The organism is Pseudomonas sp. BNK-15 (assembly GCF_047456105.1).
Classification (GTDB): Bacteria; Pseudomonadota; Gammaproteobacteria; order Pseudomonadales; family Pseudomonadaceae; genus Aquipseudomonas; species Aquipseudomonas putida_E.
Genome location: NZ_CP179898.1, coordinates 5,288,367 through 5,309,585 on the forward strand (window position 1 = coordinate 5,288,367; position 21,219 = coordinate 5,309,585).

Genomic DNA, 21,219 nt, shown 5'->3' on the forward strand with positions numbered 1-21,219 from the left:
ACATGAACGCTGCCTTACATAAATGCAAATTCACAGAATGCCAAGTCCCTCGCATGATCGCTGCATAACAACAAATGCAGAGGCCAATGGTTATGACTGCTACGCACCCGCCCACGGATTACAGCGCCTGGACCGGCCGCACGGAAGAGGCCGTCGATGAGCTCAGCCGCAACCTGATCAAACGTATCGCCGCCACCTTCGGCGAAGCCGCCCCCGCCGTGGGGCAGCCCCTGCCGCCGCTATGGATGTGGTGCTTTTTCCAGGAACCGGTGGCCGAAACGCTACTGGGTAGCGATGGTCACCCGGCGCGCGGCGGCTTTCTGCCCCCCGCCGATAACCGCAACCGCATGTGGGCCGGGGGCCGTGTCGAGTTCATTTCCCCGCTCAAGGTCGGCGCCGAGGCCCATCGCCTGTCGACCATCGTGCATATCGAAGAGAAGCACGGCCGCACGGGCGCATTGCTGTTCGTCACGGTGCGCCACGAGTACTCCCAGCAGGGCGAACTGTGCGTACGTGAAGAGCAGGATATCGTCTACCGCGAACCGAACCCGCCCAAACTGAGCAGCGCCGCGCCAACCGCCCCTGGCGACTGGAGCGAGGCCGTCACGCCCTCCCCGACTCTGCTGTTCCGTTACTCCGCCGTCACCTTCAACGGCCACCGCATCCACTATGACCACCCCTATGTCACCGGCACCGAAGGCTACGCCGGCCTGGTCGTGCACGGTCCCTTGATCGCCACCCTCACCCTGCGCGCCTTCCTGCGCGCCAACCCTGGCAAGCGCCTGCGCCAATTCGCCTACCGCGGCGTACGCCCACTGACCGTGCCCACGCCATTCGAAGTGGCCGGGCGCATCGGCGCACCGGGCCAGGCGCAACTGTGGGCCGGCAATGCCGACGGCGTGGCGCAGAGCGCCGACGTGTTTTTCGACTGAGAACTGGACAGGGAACCCCGCATGCATACGTACGACAGTGATGACCTCAATGCCATCCGCGAAGGCGTGCGCGCCTTGTGCGCCGAATTCGACGCCAGCTACTGGCGCAAAATCGATGAAGAAAAAGGCTTCCCTGAAGCCTTTGTAAAAGCCATGACCGATGCCGGGTGGCTGTCGGCGATGATTCCGGAGCAGTACGGCGGATCGGGCCTGGGCCTGGCTGAAGCCTCCGTCATCCTCGAAGAAGTGAATGCCTGCGGTGGCAACTCCGGCACCGTGCATGGGCAGATGTACAACATGTTCACCTTGCTGCGCCATGGCAGCGAGGAACAGAAGCGCCACTACCTGCCCAAGCTGGCCAGTGGCGAGCTGCGCCTGCAGTCGATGGGTGTGACCGAGCCCACCACCGGTACCGACACCACCAAGATCAAGACCACTGCGGTGCGCCAGGGCGACAAGTACGTGATCAACGGGCAAAAAGTGTGGATCTCGCGGGTTCAGCACTCCGACCTGATGATCCTGCTGGCCCGCACCACGCCTTTGCCTGAGGTGAAGAAAAAGTCCGAGGGCATGTCGATCTTCCTGGTCGACCTGCGCGACGCCATTGGCAAGGGCCTGACCGTGCAGCCGATCGCCAACATGGTCAACCACGAGACCAACGAGCTGTTCTTCGACAACCTGGAACTGCCGGCCAGCAGCCTGATCGGCGAAGAAGGCAAAGGCTTCAGGTACATCCTCGACGGCCTCAACGCAGAGCGTACCTTGATTGCCGCCGAGTGCATCGGTGACGGCCGCTGGTTCGTCGAAAAAGCCAGCGCCTATGCCCGTGACCGCGTGGTCTTCGGCCGGCCGATCGGGCAGAACCAGGGCGTGCAGTTCCCCATCGCCGAAGCGCACATCGAAATCGAAGCCGCCGACCTGATGCGCTGGCGCGCCTGCGCCGAATACGACAGTGGGCAGAATGCCGGGGCCAGCGCCAACATGGCCAAGTACCTGGCGGCGAAGGCCTCGTGGGAAGCCGCCAATGCGTGCCTGCAAACCCATGGCGGCTTCGGCTTCGCCTGCGAATACGACGTCGAGCGCAAGTTCCGCGAGACCCGCCTGTACCAGGTGGCGCCGATTTCTACCAACCTGATCCTGTCCTACGTGGCCGAGCACCTGCTCGAACTGCCGCGCAGCTTCTGAGGGCCTGAGCATGCAACATACCCACGCCCTGGCCGGCTTTCTCGCCGACCTGCGTTACGCACACCTGCCCGGCCACGTGCTGGACCGCACCGAAGACCTGTTCCTGGACTGGCTTGGCTCGGCCCTGGCCAGCCAAGGCGCGCACCCGATCCCGCTGTTCGAGCGCTATGCCGAACGCATGGGGCCTGCGCAGGGCAATGCTCGAGTATTGACCAGCGGGCGCACGTCATCCCCCTACTTCGCTGCCCTGGTCAATGGCGCGGCCTCGCACCTGGTCGAGCAGGACGACCTGCACAACAGCTCGGTGCTGCACCCGGCGACCGTGGTGTTTTCTGCCGTACTGGCGGCGGCACAGGACCTTGGCAAGTCTGGCCAGGACCTGCTGCTGGCTGCAGTCGCCGGCTATGAAGCCGGCATCCGCATCGGTGAATTCCTCGGTCGCTCGCATTACCGCATCTTCCATACCACCGCCACTGTCGGCACCCTGGCCGCAGCCGTCGGGGTGGGCAAACTGCTGGGCTTCAACCAGGCGCAGTTCATCAACCTGCTCGGCAGCGCCGGCACCCAGGCCGCCGGGCTCTGGGAGTTCCTGCGCGACGCCGCCGATTCGAAGCAGTTGCATACCGCCAAGGCCGCCGCCGACGGCTTGCTGGCCGCCTACCTGACCGCCGATGGCCTGAGCGGTGCACGCAATATCCTCGAAGGCGAACAGGGCATGGCCGCCGGCATGTCCAGCGATGCCGACCCGGCGCGCCTGAGCGACCGCCTGGGCACGCGCTGGGCGCTGGTGGAAACCTCGTTCAAGTACCACGCTTCGTGTCGCCACACCCACCCCGCCGCCGATGCCTTGCTGCTGCTGATGCAGCGCGAAGGCCTTGGCCATGAACAGATCGCCAGGGTCGTCACCCGCGTGCATCAGGGCGCGATCGATGTGCTTGGCCGCGTCACCACACCTGCCACCGTGCACCAGGCCAAGTTCTCAATGGGTACCGTACTTGGCCTGATTGCGGTGCATGGCAGCGCGCAACTCATCGACTTCCGTGACCTGGCGCTGACCGACCCACAGGTCGCGCACTTTCGCGAGCACGTCGAGATGCAACTGGACGCCGAAGTGGACGCCGCCTACCCCAAGCGCTGGCTGGGCCGCGTGGACGTTACCTGCACCGATGGCCGCAGCTTCAGCGCCGCCATCGACGAACCTAAAGGCGACCCCGGCAACACCCTGTCGCGCCCGGAGCTTGCGGCCAAGTTTCAGCGCCTGCTGGCGTATTCCGGCGCGCGCAGCCCGGCCCAGGGCCAGGCATTGATCGAGCGCGTCTGGCAACTGCGCGACGCCCGCTCGCTGGCTGATCTGCACTGAACACCAACAGGTGACCCTATGACCCAAACAACGCCCCGCCCGCTGGACGGCATCACCGTGATCAGCCTGGAGCACGCTATCGCGGCCCCCTTCTGCACCCGCCAACTGGCCGACCTCGGCGCCCGCGTGATCAAGGTCGAGCGCCCTGGCAGCGGCGACTTCGCCCGCGGCTACGATCAGCGTGTCGATGGCCTGGCCTCGCACTTCGTATGGACCAACCGCTCCAAGGAAAGCCTCACCCTGGACCTCAAGCAGGACGCCGCCGACGGTATTCTCGAGGCCCTGCTGGCCAAGGCGGATGTGCTGGTGCAAAACCTCGCACCGGGCGCGGCAGCGCGCATGGGCTTGTCGTTCGACGCCCTGCACGCCCGCTTCCCAGGGCTTATCGTGTGCGATATCTCCGGGTATGGCGAAGGCGGCCCTTATGAAAAGAAAAAGGCCTACGACCTGCTGATCCAGAGCGAAGGCGGCTTTCTCTCGGTAACCGGTGGCCCTGGCGAAAACGACATGGCCAAGGCCGGCTGCTCGATCGCCGATATCGCCGCCGGCATGTACGCCTATACCGGCGTGCTCTCGGCGTTGCTGCTGCGTGACAAGACCGGCATCGGCAGCCGCATCGACGTGTCGATGCTCGAAAGCCTGGTGGAGTGGATGGGCTACCCGATGTACTACTCCTACGACGGCGCGCCGCCTCCCCCGCGCGCCGGCGCTTCGCACTCCACCATCTACCCGTATGGGCCGTTCCCAACCGGCGGTGGCGGCACGATCATGCTTGGCCTGCAGAACGAACGGGAATGGGCCTTGTTCTGCGAAAAGGTGCTGCTTGACCCGGCGCTGGCCAGTGATGACCGCTTCAATGCCAACTTCAAGCGCTCAGATAACCGCGAGGTGCTGCGGCAGATCATCATCGAGGGCTTCGCCAGCCTGTCGCTGGACGAGGTAGTGGCACGCCTTGAAGATGCGCAAATCGCCAACGCCCGGGTCAACGACATGCACGGGGTGTGGCAACACCCGCAGTTGCAGGCCCGCGGCTGCTGGCGTGAAGTGGACAGCCCGGCCGGCAAGCTGCCCTCGCTGCTGCCACCAGGGCGCAACGCGGCCTTTGCCCCGCGCATGGACGCCGTGCCGGCGCTGGGGCAACACACCCAGGGCATCCTCGGCGAGCTGGGCTTCAGCCCGGCAGAGCAAGCCAGCCTGGCCGCAGGTGGTGTGGTATGAACAGTGTGCGCTCTGCACTGTTCGTACCCGGCAGCCGGCCTGAGCGTTTCGCCAAGGCGCTGGCGGCAGGGGCCGATGCCGTCATCGTCGATTTCGAGGATGCCGTGGAGGAACCCCTCAAGCGCCAGGCCCGGGACCACCTGGAGGCGTTCCTGCAGGCCACGCCATTGGCGTCGGTGTGGGTCCGGGTGAATGCGCCGCAGCACGCCGAGCATGCGGCAGACCTGGCCTTCTGCGCGCAGCAGCCTGGCATCGCCGGCGTGCTGCTGCCCAAGGTGGAAAACGCCGCACAGGTGGCCGTTGCCCGGCACACCGGCAAACCGGTATGGCCCATTATCGAAAGCGCCAAGGGCCTGCTCGCGCTGGAGCAGATCGCCCATGCCGAGGGGGTCGAGCGGTTGTCGTTCGGCAGCCTCGACTTGGCGCTGGATCTACACTTGAACACCGACAGCGCTGCTGCCAGGCAGTTTCTCGACCAGGCGCGCATGGCCGTGCAGCTACACTCGCGGGGTGCCGACCTGCTGCCGCCGCTCGATGGCGTGTTTCCTGCCATTGGCGACGCCGAAGGGTTGCACCAGGCGATGCGGCATGCCTACGACCTGGGGTATGGCGGGGCGTTGTGCATTCACCCCAGGCAAGTGCCGGTGATTCACGCGGCACTCGCACCCGACGCCCAAGCGCTGGCCTGGGCCCGGCGGGTGCTGGCGGCGAGCGCCGCAGCGAACGGGGCCGGTGCGTTTCAGCTGGACGGGCAGATGGTGGATGCGCCGGTCGTGTTCCGGGCGCAGCGGTTGTTGGCACAGGCGTCCGGTTGAACTGGGTTGGCGTTCGGCTACACCGAATGCCGCCTTACACAAATGCTAATTCACCACACGCAAGCCATTGGTCCATCGTTACATCCATCCTCCTACAAAAATAAATCAGAGGTGACATCGATGTTCAAGCTGACCCAGGCGCTGCTCTGCGCCGCCGCAGTGTCCATGGCAGGCCTCGCCCAGGCTGCCGACCCGATCATCATCAAGTTCGCCCACGTCGTGGCCGACAGTACGCCCAAAGGCCAGGGTGCGCTGATGTTCCAGAAGCTTGTGGCGGCGGACCCGCAGCTCAAGGACAAGGTCAAGGTCGAGGTCTACCCCAACTCGTCGCTGTTCGGCGACGGCAAGGAGATGGAAGCGCTACTGTTGGGTGATGTACAGATGCTGGCGCCTTCACTGGCCAAGTTCGAGCACTACAACAAACAGGTGCAGATCTTCGACCTGCCGTTCCTGTTCGACGACCTGGCGGCCGTCGACCGTTTCCAGCAAGGCCCGCAGGGCAAGGCACTGCTGACCTCGATGGACGACAAAGGCATCCACGGCCTGGCCTACTGGCACAACGGCCTCAAGCAGCTGTCGGCCAACAAGAAAGTGATCCTGCCCAAAGATGCCCGCGGCCTGAAATTCCGCGTGCAAGCCTCCAGCGTGCTCGAAGAGCAGTTCAAGGCGATCCGTGCCAACCCGCGCAAGATGAGCTTTGCCGAGGTTTATCAGGGCCTGCAGACCGGCACGGTCAATGGCACCGAAAACACCTGGTCGAACTACGAAAGCCAGAAGGTCAACGAGGTGCAGCCGTTCTTCACCGAGACCAACCACGGCCTGATCGACTACATGGTGATCACCAACGCCAAGTTCTGGAACGGCCTGCCTGAGGAGGTGCGTGGCGAGCTGCAAACGCTCATGGACCAGGTCACCGTCGAGGTGAACAAACAGGCCGAAGCCCTCAACCAGACCTCCAGGCAGAAAATCATCGATGCCAAGACCAGCGAGATCGATGCCCTGACTGCCGAGCAGCGCCAGCAATGGCGTGAGGCCATGCGCCCGGTGTGGGACAAGTTTTCCGATCAGATCGGCGCTGACTTGATCAAGGCAGCCGAGGCCGCCAACAAGGCTTCCTGACAGCCGCACGCCCTGCCCCGGCCACCTGTTGCACAGGTGGCCAGCCCTCTCTCTGTCTGGAGAATTCCTATGCAATCGCTCAGGCGTGTCTGGGAGCACTTCGAGGAGGGCATGATCGCCCTTCTCCTGGCGGCCATGACCTTGGTGACCTTCGTCTACGTAGCACTGAACAACCTCTATACCGTGTTCTACACGCTCAGTGACCACTGGGCTTTTGCCAGTGACCTGCTGCTGGGCATCGGCGACCACCTGATGGGTTACGCCCAGGAAATGACCTGGAGCATCGCCCTGACCAAGGCGCTGTTCGGCTGGCTGATCTTTTTCGGTATTGCCTATGGCGTGCGCACCGCCGGCCACCTGGGGGTCGACGTACTGGTGCGGCGCACCCGCAAACCAGTGCAACGGGTACTGGCGATGATCGCCTGTGCCTGTTGCCTGGCGTATGCCGGGCTGTTCCTGGTGGCCAGCATCAAATGGGTAAGCGCAGTGCTGGTGGCCGGCATCGGCGCCGAAGACCTGGACCGCTATGGCATCAAGGTTGGCCATATTGCGCTGATCGTGCCCTTCGGTTTCGCCTTGGTCATTGTCCGCTACCTGGAGATCCTCTATCGCCTGTTCACCCATCGCCAGTATGGCCTGGGCCTGGCCGACGAGGCTGCAGAGGCGAGCAAGCTGGCCAACCCGGGTGAGGAGCATCACTGATGACGGTTATCTGCCTGTTCCTGTTGTTGTTCGTGTTCATGTTCCTGGGGGTGCCGATCGCAATTTCGCTGGGCTTGTCGGGCGCACTTTCAATCCTGATGTTCAGCCAGGACTCGTTGAGCTCGCTGGCGATCAAGCTGTTCGAGACCTCCGACAGCTACACCTTCCTGGCCATCCCGTTCTTCCTGCTGTCGGGCGCGTTCATGACCACCGGTGGCGTGGCCCAGCGGCTGATCGACTTCGCCAACGCCTGTGTCGGGCACATCCGTGGCGGCCTGGCCATTGCCGCAGTGCTGGCATGCATGCTGTTCGCCGCGTTGTCGGGCTCGTCGCCGGCCACGGTCGCGGCGGTGGGCTCGATTGCCGTTGCCGGCATGGTGCGCTCCGGTTACCCCCGCGAGTTCGGCGCGGGGATCATCTGCAACGCCGGCACCCTGGGCATCCTGATTCCGCCATCGATCGTCATGGTGGTGTACTCGGCGGCGACCGAAACCTCGGTAGGCAAGCTGTTCATGGCCGGTGTGGTGCCAGGCATCCTGCTCGGCCTGGCGCTGATGGTGACGATCTACATCGTCGCCCGGATCAAGAAACTGCCCGCACAACCTCGTGCCAGTTTTGCCGAATGGTTGAGTACCGCCAGGCGCGCGTTCTGGGGGCTGTTGCTGCTGGTGATCATCCTGGGCGGCATCTACAGCGGCATGTTCACCCCCACCGAGGCGGCCGCCGTGGCAGCGGTGTACTCGGCGTTCATCGCACTGTTCGTGTACAAGGACATGCGCCTGCGCGACTGCCCGAAGGTGTTGCTGGAGTCGGGCCGGCTGACCATCATGCTGCTGTTCATCATCGCCAACGCCATGTTGTTTGCCCATGTGCTGACCACCGAGCAGATCCCTCAGCAGATCACCCAGTGGGTGATGTCCGAAGGCCTGACGCCGATCGGTTTCCTGATCATGGTCAACGTGGTGCTGCTGGTGGCGGGCAGCTTCATGGAGCCGTCGGCGATCATCCTGATCCTGGCGCCGATCTTCTTCCCGATCGCCATGAAGCTTGGGATCGACCCGATTCACCTGGGCATCGTCATGGTGGTGAACATGGAGATCGGCCTGGTGCATCCGCCGGTGGGGCTGAACCTGTTCGTGACTTCAGCGGTGACGGGCCTGACGCTGGGGCAGACGATTCGCGCCGCGCTGCCGTGGCTGTCGATCCTGCTGCTGTTCCTGGTGCTGGTGACTTACGTGCCGTTCATTTCGCTGGCACTGCCGCAGTGGCTGGGCATGCCGTAATGCACTGACCTTCCGGGCCCCATCGCCGGCACGCTGGCGACGGGGCCGTACAGGCTTCAGATCCCTCCCCCCTCCAGCACCTGCGACATCACCTGGGCCAGTGCCGTGACCATCACATCCGCCGTCGGCCGGTGGACGATGACGATTTCGTAGCTGTCCACCTCCGGCAACCCGTGTTGCCTGCCAAGCACCCGATGCTCAAGGGTCGCCGCCCGTGGTGGCAACAGGCTGATGCCCATGCCGTCGGCCACCGCGGCCTGGATGCCACTGAGGCTGGAGCTGGTGAAACTGATGCGCCAGCGCCGGCCCATGCCTTCGATGGCGGTGATCATGTCATCGCGGTACAACCCGCGTGGCGGAAAGGTCACCAGCGGGATCGGGTCGAGCTCGAAGGACGGCATGCGTGCGCTGTCGATCCACTGCAGGCGCTCGGGCCAGCACGCCACGCCCTCGCGGCTGTTGCGTCGCTGCTTGAGCAATACCAGGTCAAGTTCGCCGTTGTCATAGGCCTGGCTGAGGTCGCGGCACAGGCCGCTGGTGACCTCCAGCTTGACCTGCGGGTGCAGCCGGCTGAATGCCGACAGCGCGTTGGTGGTGCGCCCGCCAACGAAATCTTCGGGAACGCCCAAACGGACGGTGACGCCGACCATGGCACCGGCCAAGGCTTCGAGCATCTGGTCGTTCAATGCCAGCATGTGCCGGGCGTAGCCGAGCAAGGTCTGGCCGGCGTCGGTCGGCAACACGTCACGGTTACCGCGCACCAGCAGGCGGTGGCCGACCATGTCCTCGAGACGCCGGACTTTCTGGCTGATGGTCGATTGCGTCGAATGCAGGCGTGCGGCAGCGGTGGTGAAGCTGCCACAATCGGCCACCACGACAATGGCACGCAGCAGGTCGAGGTCGAACAGAGCCCTATTCGATTTAACGCTGATAGACATCCGGGTATTCAACTTTTGAATGACAAGGTTGTCTTCTACCATGGCTAATCGCCAAGCGCCACGCCTTCGCGCCGCGGGTCGGCGCCCCCCGCCCAGCCTGCGCCGGTACGCTGGATGATCTGCATGCCGCTGGTCATGGTCATGGGCGTCACCTCATGGCCCCAGGCCGCCAATTGCCGGACCAGCGCCGGGCTGGTCAGCCCGGCTTCCACTTCGGTACCGGCGTTACGGCTGCCGAAGTTGGGCAGGTTGCTGGCCTGTTGCGGGTCGAGCCGCCAGTCCAGCAAACCCACCAGCGCCTTGTTCACGTAGCCGATGATCTGCGAACCACCGGGTGATCCGAGGCTGGCCACCAGCTCCCCGGACGCCTGCGAAAACACCAGGGTCGGGGCCATCGCCGACAACGGCCGCTTGCCCGGTTCAACCCGGTTGGCAACGGGCTTGCCGTTCTCCTGTGGGATGAAGGAAAAGTCGGTCAACTGATTGTTCAGCAGGAAGCCCTTGACCATCAGGTGCGAACCGAATGCCGCCTCTACCGAAGTGGTCATAGCCAGCGCCTGACCGCTGTCATCCACCGCCGAAAGGTGCGAGGTGGAGATGCGCAACGGCGAGCGGTCCGGGGCCAAGGCCAGGTCCGCGCCCTGCGGCTTGCCCGGTCGCGCATGTTTCATGCTGAAGTCGCCTATCAGCTCTGCCCGCCCGGCCAGGTACCCCGGGGCGGTCAATGCCTTGAGCGGTATCGGCACATAGTCGCTGTCGGCCAGGTACTGGGCACGGTCGGCGTAGGCCAGCCGTTCGGCCTCGGCGATCAGGTGAACGGCCAGCGGCGCGGGCTCAAGGCCTGCCGGCGAAGCACTGACGCTGGGCGGCAGCTTCGCAAGGTCGCGTTGTGGCATGGCGTGCTGCAGCGCCTCGAGGATGCCCAAGGTCTGCAGCACCGTCACTGCACCTGATGATGGCGGCGGCATGCCGCAGATCTGCCAGGCCTTGTAAGGGCCGCATAACGGCGTGCGCTCCTTGGCCTGGTACTGGCGCAGATCCTCCAGTGACAGGAGCCCGGCATTGGCATGCGCCTGTACCTGGGTGACGATCGCTTCGGCAATTTCACCGGTATAGAACGCATCGACGCCCTGCTGTGCGATACGTTCGAAGGTATGCGCAAGTTCGGGGTTGCGCAGCAGCGCCCCCACCGCCAGCGGCTGGCCGTGCTCATCCAGGAAATAGCGGGCCATGGTGGGTGAACCGGCGATGAAAGGGTCACCCGCCAGCAACGCGTGCAGGCGCTCGGACACAGGGAAGCCACTGCGTGCCAAGGCAATGGCCGGCGCGAACAGTTGATGCCACGGTAGCTTGCCATGTTGCTCGTGCGCCATTTTCAAGGCACGCAGCACCCCTGGTACGCCTACAGAGCGCCCGCCGATCTGCGCTGCCCGGAACGGCATCGGGGTGCCGTCCGGTTGCAGAAAGAGCGTTGGCGTCACTGCGGCCGGCGCGGTCTCGCGGCCGTCGAATGCCTGTACCCGTTTGCCGTCCCAGTACAAGATGAACGCCCCACCGCCAATGCCGCTCGATTGCGGCTCGACCAAGGTGAGTACCATTTGCATGGCAATTGCCGCATCGATGGCACTGCCACCGGCGCGCAGCATCGCCCGCCCGGCTTCGCTGGCCAGCGGGTTGGCAGCCGCCACCATGTGCCGGTTGGCGTGAACCGGTTGCAGGCCGGAGCGGTAACCTGACCCAAGCTCAGGGGGCGCGGGCAGCGGCTGGTCGGCCCAAGCCCATTGGCTGGCCAGGGCAAGGCACAGGGTGCTGATCAATCGGGTTGACGATGGCATTGGTGGCGTCCTGTCGAAGTGCATGCCTTTGGGCGCCCAACATAAACCAGGCCATGTACTGCGCAAAGCGCCGCGGCACCACCTCGACATTCAAAGCAGAATTTTTCGTATACAAAAATGAACATTTCTGGTTACATCAACCCGCGCCTACGACAGTGGTAATCGCCGCTGCGTATTGCGACAGGCTAAAGCCATGCATTACCCCTATCTGCTCAATCCCTTCGAGCGCCCTCTGCGAATCGACGCATTCGCCGTTCACCCGTCGCCCTATGCACCCATCCGCCGTCTCGCGCCTAGTCTTCGTGACTCAGCGGTGTCGGCGCGTGCGCGGCTGCGCTGACTGGCCCTGCTGCCCACGCCGTGTTTTCCACACCGAGCCTGGTTGCCCTCGAGAAAAAACCAGGTGTCCGCACTGACGAATTGCACCCCGCCATTGGCGGGAAGGAATACCTATGCCCAAGACTTTGCTGATAAAGAACGCCGAACTGCTGGTGACGATGGACGGCGAGCGCCGCGAGATCAGACGCGGCGGCCTGTTCATAGAAGACAACCTGATCAAGCAGGTCGGCCCCAGCGACGAGCTGCCCCAGCACGCCGACGAGATTCTGGACATGACCGGCAAGGTGGTCATCCCGGGGCTGGTCAACACCCACCATCACATGTATCAAAGCCTCACCCGCGTGGTCCCGGCGGCCCAGGACGGTGAACTGTTCAACTGGCTGACCAACCTTTACCCGATCTGGGCACGGTTGACGCCCGAGATGATCGCGGTATCGACCCAGACCGCGATGGCCGAACTGATTCTCTCCGGCTGCACCACCTCCAGCGACCACCTGTACATCTACCCCAATGGCTGCAAGCTCGACGACAGCATCCACGCCGCCGGGGAAATCGGCATGCGTTTCCATGCCGCACGCGGCAGCATGAGCGTGGGCCGCAGCCAAGGCGGGCTGCCGCCAGACTCGGTGGTGGAAAAGGAAAGCGACATCCTCAAGGAGTCTCAGCGCCTGATCGAGGACTACCACGACGCCAACCATGGCTCGATGCTGCGCGTGGTCGTGGCGCCCTGCTCGCCGTTCTCGGTCAGCCGCGACCTGATGCGTGAAGCGGCGGTGCTGGCACGCAACTACGGGGTTTCGCTACACACCCATTTGGCTGAAAACGTCAACGATATCGCTTACAGCCGCGAAAAGTTCGGCATGACCCCTGCCGAATACGCCGAGGACCTGGGCTGGGTTGGCCACGATGTGTGGCATGCGCACTGCGTGCAACTCGACCAGCACGGCATCGAGCTGTTCGCCCGTACCGGCACCGGTGTGGCCCACTGCCCGTGCTCGAACATGCGCCTGGCCTCGGGTATTGCACCGATCCGCGAGATGCGCGACCACGGGGTGCCCGTAGGCCTGGGCGTCGACGGCTCGGCCTCCAACGATGGCGCCAGCATGATCGGTGAAGTGCGCCAGGCGCTGCTGCTGCAGCGTGTCGGCTTCGGCCCTGATGCGATGACCGCACGCGAAGCGCTGGAAATCGCCACCCTCGGCGGTGCCAAGGTGCTCAACCGTAATGACATCGGCGCCTTGGCGCCGGGCATGGTCGCCGACTTCGTCGCCTTCGACCTCGGCCATGTCGCCTACGCAGGTGCCCACCACGACCCGCTTGCGGCCTTGGTGTTCTGCACCCCGACCCAGGTCGACACCAGCGTGATAAACGGCCGTGTAGTGGTCAAGGACGGCCGCATCACCACCGTCGACCTGCCGCTGGTGCTGGAGCGCCACAATCAGCTGGCCCGTCAGCTGGTGACCGGCGATTGATAGCGGGATGCAAGCCTGTAGAGCGGCGCACAGGCGCCGCTTTTTGCTGCCCCTGAACAGGGCACTGTCAAAGCACCTTCACCGCCCGACCGATGAACTGCACAGGCCCGGTTGGGCGCCCGGTCGGCGAGCCACCCGCTCTTTCCAGGGTCAATTCGAACAGTTGGTTGGGTTCCAGGGGAGGCAGGTCATGCGCGGGCACGCGGTATTGCTCGCCAGGTTTGACCAGGCCCAGCGACAGTGGCGCCTGCCACTGTTCGCCCTTGGTCCAGAACTGCAACACCTTGTCGCTCGGTACCGCGAACTGCCCCAAGGGAATCAGTTGAATGCTCCGGGTATCGCTTGCCTGCACTACCCACCCCGGAGCACTGTCTGCCGGCGCAACCAGCACCACGAGGAAGGAAGGCTCCGGCGCCTTGGCGGTGAGCAGAGTGAAGGCCAACAGCAGGCTGGCAACCAGGCCTGCACCCGCCAGGCCTTGCCATAGCACCAGGCGATGCCACCAACGCCCTGACTGCCTTGGCGGCGCGATGCGCTGTGGCAGTGTCTGTGACTGCGCATCGACGCTGCGGCTGATCCGCCCCCACAAACGTGGGTTGGGTGGCAAAGGCTCTGCGAGTGCGTTCAACGCCAATAGCCGCTGCTCCCAGGCATCCACGGCACCACGCAACTGCTGATCCCCCGTCAGGCGCTGACGCACGGCCTCATGTTGTTCGGCCGACAAGGTACCCAACACATACTCCCCGGCCAACTCATCAAGTGCCTCGGCGGTTTCGCCCAGTGGCTTCTTCATCCCATGCACTCCCGCAACGCCTTCAGGCTGCGTTTGATCCAGGCTTTGACGGTACCCAACGGTGTGTTCAGCAACCCGGCGATTTCGGCATGGCTGCAACCGTCGACATACGCGTGCAGGATGCACAGCTTGCGTGAGGGTTCCAGTTGCTCGAGGCAACGGTGAACCTTGGCCGAGTCCGCCATAAGATCGATATCACTCGCGAAGGGCAACGGTACTTGTGCACTGTCGAACGCCCCTTCATCCAGCACGACTTCGCGCCGTGTGTCGCGTATGTAATTGAGCGCCAGGTGCCGGGCCACGCTATAGATCCAGCCCCGCGCAGAGCCGCGTGCAGGGTCGAAGCTGGCAGCCCCGGACCATATCCGAATGAAGGCATCGTGCAGGATGTCTTCTGCTGTAGCGTGGTCGCGGGCGATACGGCGCACCACACCTAGCAGGCGTGCGCCCTCCTCCTCGTAGAGTGCATGCAGCGCTCGGCGGTCTCCCCGTGCGCAGGCTTCAAGGCAACGCTGAAAGTCGAAAGGGGGCAAAGGTGAGTTCACTGCAAGGTCAGCCCTATAGTCCCTGGACGGTTCCCCCAGCCATTGGGCCGGGGGGCTGTCGATCAGCGTAGACGTCAGTGGCTCACCTGCCTATGCGCACTGCCATCATTTTGCCGCCCAGAAGATATAGTCAGCCTGGTAATCAACGATTTTGCGCTCACCTTTGTTTTGCATCGAGCAGGCAGTTGCCGGCGCAACACCGCCGCGGGTGGCCACGCGCTGGATATAGCTCACACCGGTCATGGCCCCTTTACCTTCGGCCGGGCTGGCCTGAACCAGCTGGTAAGGCAGGTCGCCCTTGGCCGCTGGCGCCACGGCCAATTGGGTGCCGGTGACCTTCGAGCCGTCTTTGGCCTGCCAGGTGGCGGGCGGCCCGAAATAGTCGCCCACCGCCTTGCCAGACCTGTCCTTGAGTACCGCTTTGGGGCCGACGAATGTCCACTCGGTCTGGCCGGGGGCATTGGCTTTGTCGCGGCATTCGTAGGTGACCTGGCCCACACCGACGGTTTCCAGCATGACGGCGTGGCCATCCGGAACCTTGACCGCGTCGGGCAAGGCGGATTGAGCGTGAGCGGCTTGGCTGGCCACGATCAGGACAAGACCGCCTGTGAGCATCAGCATGGTAACTGGGCTGTTCATGGTGCAAATCTCCTGGCGAGTAATCGACAGCGCGAAGTCGCGCTACCTGTAATACCCGCCAGGTTGCAGATTGGATGCACCTGTGGAAAAAAATTGTGCATCCACCCGTACGTTGCCCGGCTTGCCTGTCAGCCTACCTGGGCCGGTGCCGTCTTGGCTGCCTTGCGCAGGCTCCACACACCCCATGCCAGGCCGATCACAGCAGCAATGACCGAGCCCGAAAGTACGCCAAGCTTGGCCGCGCCCAGAACGCCAGGGTCAGAGAACGCCAGGTTGGCAATGAAGATCGACATGGTAAAGCCGATGCCTGCCAACAGCCCGATCAGCGTGATGCCGTGCCAGGTAACGCCCGCCGGCAACGCGCACCAGCCCAACCGTACCATCAGCCAGCTGATCGTCACGATACCCAACGGCTTGCCCAGGACCAGCGCCACAGCGACGCCTGTCATCACCCAGTGAGGACCATCGGCAGACAGGTCGACACCAGACAACCCGACACCGGCGTTGGCCAGGGCGAACAGCGGCATGATCGCGAAAGCCACCCAAGGATGCAGATGGCCTTGCACGCGCAGCACTGGGGCGACCAGCTCGCGCTGCGCCACACGCAGGTTTTTCAGCGGGCTCATGAGTTCGCTGTCATCGATCTGCGGTGCCTTGGCGCGGCCTAGCAGGTCGTCGGTGAAGCGGGTGACGGCCTCCAGTGGGCGCTCGCCCAAAGGCATGGCCCGAACCGGTGTCATCAGGCCAAGCACCACGCCCGCCAAGGTGGGGTGGGCACCGGTCATCAACATGCCCAGCCAGGTGATGAACCCGGGGATGATGTAGGCATAGGCCGAACCGACACCTATCTTCTGCAGGCCGAGCACCAGCAGCAGGCCGATGGCGGCGACGCCGAAACCGCTGTAATCCAGGCCACCGGAGTAGAAGAAGGCAATGATCAGTACGGCGATGATGTCGTCGATGATCGCCAGGGCGAGCAGGAACACCCGCACATTGGAAGGGATCGACTTGCCCAGCAGCGCCAGCACACCCACTGCAAAGGCGATGTCGGTGGCAGTCGGCACTGCCCAACCTTCTTGCGCGGGAGGCGAATGATTGAACGCCAGGTAGATGAGCGCGGGTACCACCACACCGCCGACAGCCGCCGCCATCGGCAGCGTGGCCTGGCGCAGGCTGGACAGCGCGCCTTCATGAATTTCGCGACGGATCTCCATACCGACGACCAGGAAGAAGATGGTCATCAGGCCGTCGTTGATCCAGAAATGCAGTGACTGGGAATAGACCAGCGAGCCGACACCGAAGCTTATCGGCGTGTGCCAGAGGGCGTCATAGCTTTCGGCAGCGGGCGAATTCGCCCAGATCAGTGCTGCAACGGCGGCGATCAACAGTACGACGCCGCTCACGGCCTCGATATGCAGAAAGCGTTCGAAGTTGGCGAATGCGCGTTGGGCAATTTGCTGGGCACGGGGCATTACGTGTTTTTGCATGGGCACAAGAACTCCCGCACGGCGGCCCGACCTGCGTAGTTATTTAACCTGCGTCACTGCGTCATGCAGCTAGCACCCGGCGGGGATTCTAGCGCAAAACCTGGATGGCGTGCACGAAACCGTCTTTGAACGCGTTGATGCTCTAGCTGAGCGCCTCGCTGCGGGACAGCAACAGCGACACATTTGCAACCGGAATATTGGGCAGATTGCGAATTCGTTCCTAGTATGAAGACGTTATAGCGATTGTGTAGCGCGCTTGCTGGATGTCTCTCTACAAGGAGTCGAGAATGCCTTTGCCTGTCGTTGCTCAGCGGTACCTTCCCTTGTTGCTGGCCTTGGCCAGCACTGCCGCACAGGCCGAGCAAGGCGCCCCAACCGAGGACCCGCAACTGATTCGCGTGCTGCTGGCTGCCGAGCTGGAAACCACCCTGTCCAGCCAGATGAGCGGCACCTTGGGCGAACTCAAGACGCGCTTCGGCGAACATGTTGCCAAGGGCGCCACATTGGCTCGTTTCAACTGCAACGAAGCCCAGGCGCGCGGCAAGGTCGCGGTGGCCGAACTGGCCATGGCCCGTCAAAACCTGCAGGCAAAGCAGCAACTGCGCAAGCTGGACGCGGTGGGCGACATCGAAGTGGCCGCAGCCAACACCGAAGTGCAGAAGGCCGATGGCGCCCGCGCCATGGGTGAGGCGCAGATGAGCTATTGCCAGGTACTGGCGCCGTTTTCGGGCCATGTGGCCAAGGTTTATGTCAAGCCCTACCAAACCGTCAGCGCAGGTACACCGCTGTTTGATCTGGTCAGCGATGGTGCATTGAAGGTGCGCCTCAATGTCCCTTCCAGCCAGTTGAAAACGCTCAGCCCCGGCCAGCCGCTGACGGTGAACGTTCACGAAACGGGCAAGACTTACCCGGCCAAGGTCAGCGTCATCAACGCCAGGGTAGATGCGGTGGCGCAGACGGTGGAGCTTGAGGCGCGCTTCGATCAGCGCTTTCCCGAACTGATGGCCGGCATGAGCGGCACCGCGCGGTTCGACCATGACCGTGAATAGGCCGCTGCCTCATCCGCAGCTGTTGCTGCAGCTGGACGCCCTGCGCGACAAGGCCATGGCCGCCGAGACGCTGGGCGCACTGGCGTTCAGCATGGCCAACGACCTGTACCCCCTGCTGCCCTTTCACCAGGCGCTGGTGTTCGGCCAAAGCAAGGCCGGCCTTGAACTGCTGTGCGTGTCGGGCTTGGCGCGGCCCAGCGAAGACTCGCCGTACCTGGTCTGGCTCAAACGCGCCAGCCGTTGGCTGGCCGGGCGTCTGGCCGATGCGCAGCCAGCCTGGCTAACCCTGGACAACGCCTCGCCGCCCGACGACATCGCTCAGGGCTGGACCGAATGGTGGCCTTCGGGGTTGTGGTGTATACCGCTGCACGCCCCTGCCGGCGAGCGCCTGGGCGTGCTTGTACTACTGCTCGAAGAAGCACCGCCGCCGGTGGTGCATCAGCAACTCGATGGCCTGATACGCACTTGGGCCTACTGCTGGAACACGCTGACACGGCGCCGCCGGCTCGGTCGATGGCGCCCCAGCCGGCGTCAGGTGCTGGTGACCTTGCTGGTAGCAGCGTCGCTGTTATTGGTGCCAGTGCGCCAGACGGCACTGGCTCCGGCACAGATAGTCTCGCGCCAGGCACAAATTGTCAGTTCTCCGATCGACGGCGTGATCGCCCAGGTATTGGTACGCCCCAACCAGCCGGTGCAAGCTGGCACGCCGTTGTTCACCCTTGACGAAACCACCTTGCGCAGCCGCGCCGAGGTGCTCGGCAAGGAGGTCGCCGTGGCCGATGCCGAATTGCAGGCTGCCAACCAGCGGGCGTTCGACAACCCGCAAAGCAAAAACGAACTGACCCTGCTGCAGGGCCGTGTCCAGCAACGACGGGCCGAAATGGCCGCTGTGCAAGCGCAACTGCGGCGCACCCAGGTGCTGGCTCCACGGGCCGGGGTCGCGGTATTCAGCGACCCCAACGACTGGCTCGGCAAACCAGTGACAACCGGCGAACGTATCATGCACGTCGCCGACCCTGCGCAACCGGCCATGCAGATTCAGCTCGCCGTGGCCGATGCCATAGCGCTGGAACCGGGCGCCGAAGTGACCTTGTTCCTCACTGCCTACCCGCTCAGCCCACTCAGGGGCAAGATCCTGGAAACCAGCTACCAGGCCAAGCCCGGCGACGATGGCGTCGTCGCCTATCGCCTGCTGGCAAGCATCGACGAGCATTCCGAGCATGCCCGCCTGGGCCTGCATGGCACCGCCAAGCTCTATGGCGACCGCGTCATGCTCGGCTACTACCTGCTGCGTCGCCCGCTGGCCACGTTGCGAGCCTGGAGCGGCTGGTGATGCTGGACCTCAGCGACCTGCCGCTGCCACCACTGCGCGAGGACCTGCGCCTGTGCGAGGCCGCCGACAGCCGAGAAGGTGAACCGGCGTGGATGATCCACGACACCGTGCTGAACCGCTTCTACCGCATCGGCTGGCTGGAGTTCGAATGCCTGCTGCGCTGGGGCCAGACACCGCGCCAGATCAGCGAGCAGGTATCGCACGACAGCGCGCTCAAGCCGGATGTCGAGCAGGTGCTGGCACTGCGTACGTTTCTCGAACAACACAACCTGCTGCGCCCAGGCCCCGAGCAACTGGCCAGGCTGCAAACCGCCAATGAGGCGCGTACCTGGTCGAGCTGGCGCTGGTGGCTGCACCACTACCTGTTCTTCCGCGTGCCGCTGTTGCGCCCACAAGCTGGGCTGCAGCGTCTGGCCGCTGCCTTGGGCTGGCTGTTCCATCCGCTGCCCGGGCTAACGGTGATCGGCTTGACCATCCTGGGCGTGATCCTGGTGATGCAACAATGGGACAGCTTCACTCATGCCGTGGTGGAATCATTCTCCACCGAAGGCCTGTTCAGCTTTGCCCTGGCGCTGGTGGTGGCAAAAACCCTGCACGAGCTCGGCCATGCCCTGGTAGCCACGCGCCTGGGCTTGCGCGTCGGGCACATGGGCGTGGCGTTTCTGGTGTTGTGGCCAATGCTTTACACCGACACCGGCGAAAGCTGGAAGCTCAAGCGCGCCCACCAGCGCCTGGCGATCGCTTCGGCGGGCATCGTCACCGAGCTGTCCCTGGCGGGCTTGGCGACCCTTGGCTGGGCCGTGTGCGATGATGGCGCCCTGCGCAACGCCCTGCTGTACCTGGCGACCACCAGCTGGGTGCTGTCCCTGGCGCTCAATGCCAGCCCCTTCATGCGCTTCGACGGCTATTTCATCCTCAGCGACCTGCTTGACTTCCCCAACCTGCACGAACGCTCTTCTGCGCTGGCTCGTGTAGCCATGCGGCGCACCCTGCTGGGGCTCGACGAAGCCTGGCCGGAGCCGTTTCCCATTGGCCAGCGACGCCTGCTGGTGGCGTTTGCCTTCGCTACCTGGCTGTATCGCCTGGTGCTGTTTCTCGGCATCGCCGTGGCGGTCTACCTGTTTTTCTTCAAACTGTTGGGGATCGTGCTGTTCATGGTCGAATTGGCGTGGTTCATCGCGCTGCCGGTGAAACGTGAGCTGAGCCACTGGTGGCAACAGCGGGCACGCATTCCGGGGCAGCGCAAGCGGATATTCTATGTGTGCCTTAGCCTGGCCCTGCTGGCCCTGGCAGTACCTTGGCACAGCCAGGTAAATGCCGTAGGTGTGGCCCGTGCCGAGCACCAGCTGCGCGTCTACACCCCCTACCCTGCACGGCTGAAAAGCCTGCACCAGGCGGGCCCTGTCAAGGCCGGCGACGTACTGGCCGTACTTGAGGAGCCGGACCTGAGCTCACGCATGCGCAGCAGTGAGGCCAGCGCCCGCAGCTATGAGGCACGCTTGTCGGGGCTGCTGGCCGACCCTGCCGGGCTGGCCGAGGATGCTGCCACCCAACAGCGCCTGATGGTGCAGAACGAGGAAGCACGCGCCGCGCGCAGCGAGATTGCCCGGCTCAACCTGCAGGCGCCATTCGCCGGCAGCTGGCTGGACCTTGAACCCGACTGGCAGCCTGGCCAGTGGTTCAACCGCCAGCAACCGCTGGGCATCTTGATAGACCCCCGTCACTGGCAGATCGATGCCTACGTCGCCCAGGACCAGGTGCACCTCCTTGCCGTGGGCAACCCGGTGAAATTCTATCCCGAAGGCCAGGCCATCGCCCTGCGCGGCAAGGTGCTGGCGATTGGCAGTACACGCGCCGGGCATTTGGCCCACCGCATGCTCTCTTCACACTTTGGCGGCCCGGTGCAAACGAGCGGTGAAGCGCTTGTACCCAGCCATGCACTTTTTCAAGTGCTGGTGGCCCTGGATGAACCGCTGGCCAGCGTGCGCGAAACCCGCGGCAAGCTGAAGATCGATGGGGAAAAGCGCAGCGTGCTGGGCGAGGTGGGCAAATGGCTGTTGGGCGTTGGCCTGCGTGAGAGCGGTTTCTGAACATTGCCTTTCGGCGCCTGCTCCCCCGCCCCGAGAAAACCCGACTACGATTGCTAAAGCTTCGAATCTGGCGACGAACTTCTGA

Annotated in this window: 18 protein-coding genes; 12 read left to right on the forward strand and 6 right to left on the reverse strand. The window is 64.0% G+C overall.

The window, feature by feature from the left end:
• The first annotated feature begins 92 nt into the window (after nucleotides 1-92).
• The 8 genes from ACMGF5_RS24235 (at nucleotide 93) to dctM (ending at nucleotide 8,614) form a co-directional block, all read left to right on the forward strand.
• Nucleotides 93-932, forward strand: coding sequence for a MaoC family dehydratase N-terminal domain-containing protein (locus ACMGF5_RS24235; RefSeq protein ID WP_119687252.1), 840 nt, complete (start codon nucleotides 93-95; stop codon nucleotides 930-932).
• A 21-nt stretch (nucleotides 933-953) separates the two neighbouring features.
• Nucleotides 954-2,117: an acyl-CoA dehydrogenase family protein gene (locus ACMGF5_RS24240; RefSeq protein WP_046785812.1), complete on the forward strand. Its 1,164-nt coding sequence runs from the start codon at nucleotides 954-956 to the stop codon at nucleotides 2,115-2,117.
• 10 nt (nucleotides 2,118-2,127) lie between these two features.
• Entirely contained in the window at nucleotides 2,128-3,477 is a 1,350-nt protein-coding gene (locus ACMGF5_RS24245; protein ID WP_414157353.1) for an MmgE/PrpD family protein, read from the forward strand.
• A gap of 18 nt (nucleotides 3,478-3,495) precedes the next feature.
• Nucleotides 3,496-4,695, forward strand: coding sequence for a CaiB/BaiF CoA transferase family protein (locus ACMGF5_RS24250; protein WP_115274523.1), 1,200 nt, complete (start codon nucleotides 3,496-3,498; stop codon nucleotides 4,693-4,695).
• Nucleotides 4,692-5,510 (forward strand): HpcH/HpaI aldolase/citrate lyase family protein, encoded by an 819-nt coding sequence (locus ACMGF5_RS24255; RefSeq protein ID WP_115274522.1) that lies wholly within the window; start codon nucleotides 4,692-4,694, stop codon nucleotides 5,508-5,510. Before ACMGF5_RS24250 ends, ACMGF5_RS24255 begins: the two co-directional genes overlap by 4 nt.
• A gap of 120 nt (nucleotides 5,511-5,630) precedes the next feature.
• Nucleotides 5,631-6,629: a TRAP transporter substrate-binding protein gene (locus ACMGF5_RS24260; RefSeq protein WP_414157354.1), complete on the forward strand. Its 999-nt coding sequence runs from the start codon at nucleotides 5,631-5,633 to the stop codon at nucleotides 6,627-6,629.
• Nucleotides 6,630-6,698: 69 nt separating this feature from the next.
• A complete protein-coding gene (locus ACMGF5_RS24265) occupies nucleotides 6,699-7,331 on the forward strand; it encodes a TRAP transporter small permease (protein WP_046785807.1) in 633 nt (210 codons plus the stop codon).
• Nucleotides 7,331-8,614, forward strand: a complete 1,284-nt coding sequence (dctM, locus tag ACMGF5_RS24270) for a C4-dicarboxylate TRAP transporter large permease protein DctM (protein ID WP_046785806.1) — start codon at nucleotides 7,331-7,333, stop codon at nucleotides 8,612-8,614. Before ACMGF5_RS24265 ends, dctM begins: the two co-directional genes overlap by 1 nt.
• 56 nt (nucleotides 8,615-8,670) lie before the next feature.
• Here dctM and ACMGF5_RS24275 read toward each other — a convergent pair whose 3' ends face one another.
• Nucleotides 8,671-9,552 carry a LysR substrate-binding domain-containing protein gene (locus ACMGF5_RS24275; RefSeq protein ID WP_119687255.1) on the reverse strand — a complete coding sequence of 294 codons (882 nt, stop codon included), beginning with the start codon at nucleotides 9,550-9,552 and terminating at the stop codon, nucleotides 8,671-8,673.
• Nucleotides 9,553-9,596: 44 nt separating this feature from the next.
• On the reverse strand, nucleotides 9,597-11,387 hold the full coding sequence (ggt, locus tag ACMGF5_RS24280; RefSeq protein WP_196996527.1) for a gamma-glutamyltransferase: 1,791 nt from the start codon (nucleotides 11,385-11,387) through the stop codon (nucleotides 9,597-9,599).
• A gap of 452 nt (nucleotides 11,388-11,839) precedes the next feature.
• On the opposite strand from ggt, the gene ACMGF5_RS24285 reads away from it, so the two are divergent.
• Nucleotides 11,840-13,198 carry an 8-oxoguanine deaminase gene (locus ACMGF5_RS24285; protein WP_414157355.1) on the forward strand — a complete coding sequence of 453 codons (1,359 nt, stop codon included), beginning with the start codon at nucleotides 11,840-11,842 and terminating at the stop codon, nucleotides 13,196-13,198.
• 67 nt (nucleotides 13,199-13,265) lie between these two features.
• On the opposite strand, the gene ACMGF5_RS24290 is transcribed toward ACMGF5_RS24285, so the two are convergent.
• From ACMGF5_RS24290 to nhaA, 4 genes are all read right to left on the reverse strand, one after another.
• Nucleotides 13,266-13,991, reverse strand: a complete 726-nt coding sequence (locus ACMGF5_RS24290; protein WP_414157356.1) for an anti-sigma factor domain-containing protein — start codon at nucleotides 13,989-13,991, stop codon at nucleotides 13,266-13,268.
• A complete protein-coding gene (locus tag ACMGF5_RS24295) occupies nucleotides 13,988-14,536 on the reverse strand; it encodes a sigma-70 family RNA polymerase sigma factor (RefSeq protein WP_046785802.1) in 549 nt (182 codons plus the stop codon). The genes ACMGF5_RS24290 and ACMGF5_RS24295 overlap by 4 nt, the downstream gene beginning before the upstream one ends.
• A 105-nt stretch (nucleotides 14,537-14,641) precedes the next feature.
• Entirely contained in the window at nucleotides 14,642-15,157 is a 516-nt protein-coding gene (locus ACMGF5_RS24300; RefSeq protein WP_371926683.1) for a DUF3455 domain-containing protein, read from the reverse strand.
• 146 nt (nucleotides 15,158-15,303) lie between these two features.
• The gene (gene nhaA, locus ACMGF5_RS24305; RefSeq protein ID WP_046785800.1) at nucleotides 15,304-16,662 is read right to left on the reverse strand and encodes a Na+/H+ antiporter NhaA; all 1,359 of its coding nucleotides are present in this window, start codon (nucleotides 16,660-16,662) and stop codon (nucleotides 15,304-15,306) included.
• A 287-nt stretch (nucleotides 16,663-16,949) separates the two neighbouring features.
• On the opposite strand from nhaA, the gene ACMGF5_RS24310 reads away from it, so the two are divergent.
• From ACMGF5_RS24310 to ACMGF5_RS24320, 3 genes are read left to right on the forward strand one after another with little or no spacing between them, the layout of a single operon-like run.
• Entirely contained in the window at nucleotides 16,950-17,711 is a 762-nt protein-coding gene (locus ACMGF5_RS24310; RefSeq protein WP_115274515.1) for an efflux RND transporter periplasmic adaptor subunit, read from the forward strand.
• Nucleotides 17,698-19,044: an efflux RND transporter periplasmic adaptor subunit gene (locus ACMGF5_RS24315; protein WP_115274514.1), complete on the forward strand. Its 1,347-nt coding sequence runs from the start codon at nucleotides 17,698-17,700 to the stop codon at nucleotides 19,042-19,044. The genes ACMGF5_RS24310 and ACMGF5_RS24315 overlap by 14 nt, the downstream gene beginning before the upstream one ends.
• Nucleotides 19,044-21,134, forward strand: a complete 2,091-nt coding sequence (locus ACMGF5_RS24320; RefSeq protein WP_414157357.1) for an HlyD family efflux transporter periplasmic adaptor subunit — start codon at nucleotides 19,044-19,046, stop codon at nucleotides 21,132-21,134. Before ACMGF5_RS24315 ends, ACMGF5_RS24320 begins: the two co-directional genes overlap by 1 nt.
• Nucleotides 21,135-21,219: the final 85 nt, after the last annotated feature.

Excerpts from the sequence above, each read along its gene's own strand:
- ACMGF5_RS24235 (WP_119687252.1), top strand. The coding sequence starts at position 93 with ATGACTGCTACGCACCCGCCCACGGATTACAGCGCCTGGACCGGCCGC.
- ACMGF5_RS24240 (WP_046785812.1), top strand. The coding sequence starts at position 954 with ATGCATACGTACGACAGTGATGACCTCAATGCCATCCGCGAAGGCGTG.
- ACMGF5_RS24245 (WP_414157353.1), top strand. The coding sequence starts at position 2,128 with ATGCAACATACCCACGCCCTGGCCGGCTTTCTCGCCGACCTGCGTTAC.
- ACMGF5_RS24250 (WP_115274523.1), top strand. The coding sequence starts at position 3,496 with ATGACCCAAACAACGCCCCGCCCGCTGGACGGCATCACCGTGATCAGC.
- ACMGF5_RS24255 (WP_115274522.1), top strand. The coding sequence starts at position 4,692 with ATGAACAGTGTGCGCTCTGCACTGTTCGTACCCGGCAGCCGGCCTGAG.
- ACMGF5_RS24260 (WP_414157354.1), top strand. The coding sequence starts at position 5,631 with ATGTTCAAGCTGACCCAGGCGCTGCTCTGCGCCGCCGCAGTGTCCATG.
- ACMGF5_RS24265 (WP_046785807.1), top strand. The coding sequence starts at position 6,699 with ATGCAATCGCTCAGGCGTGTCTGGGAGCACTTCGAGGAGGGCATGATC.
- dctM (WP_046785806.1), top strand. The coding sequence starts at position 7,331 with ATGACGGTTATCTGCCTGTTCCTGTTGTTGTTCGTGTTCATGTTCCTG.
- ACMGF5_RS24275 (WP_119687255.1), bottom strand. The coding sequence starts at position 9,552 with ATGTCTATCAGCGTTAAATCGAATAGGGCTCTGTTCGACCTCGACCTG.
- ggt (WP_196996527.1), bottom strand. The coding sequence starts at position 11,387 with ATGCCATCGTCAACCCGATTGATCAGCACCCTGTGCCTTGCCCTGGCC.
- ACMGF5_RS24285 (WP_414157355.1), top strand. The coding sequence starts at position 11,840 with ATGCCCAAGACTTTGCTGATAAAGAACGCCGAACTGCTGGTGACGATG.
- ACMGF5_RS24290 (WP_414157356.1), bottom strand. The coding sequence starts at position 13,991 with ATGAAGAAGCCACTGGGCGAAACCGCCGAGGCACTTGATGAGTTGGCC.
- ACMGF5_RS24300 (WP_371926683.1), bottom strand. The coding sequence starts at position 15,157 with ATGCTGATGCTCACAGGCGGTCTTGTCCTGATCGTGGCCAGCCAAGCC.
- nhaA (WP_046785800.1), bottom strand. The coding sequence starts at position 16,662 with ATGCAAAAACACGTAATGCCCCGTGCCCAGCAAATTGCCCAACGCGCA.
- ACMGF5_RS24310 (WP_115274515.1), top strand. The coding sequence starts at position 16,950 with ATGCCTTTGCCTGTCGTTGCTCAGCGGTACCTTCCCTTGTTGCTGGCC.
- ACMGF5_RS24315 (WP_115274514.1), top strand. The coding sequence starts at position 17,698 with ATGACCGTGAATAGGCCGCTGCCTCATCCGCAGCTGTTGCTGCAGCTG.
- ACMGF5_RS24320 (WP_414157357.1), top strand. The coding sequence starts at position 19,044 with ATGCTGGACCTCAGCGACCTGCCGCTGCCACCACTGCGCGAGGACCTG.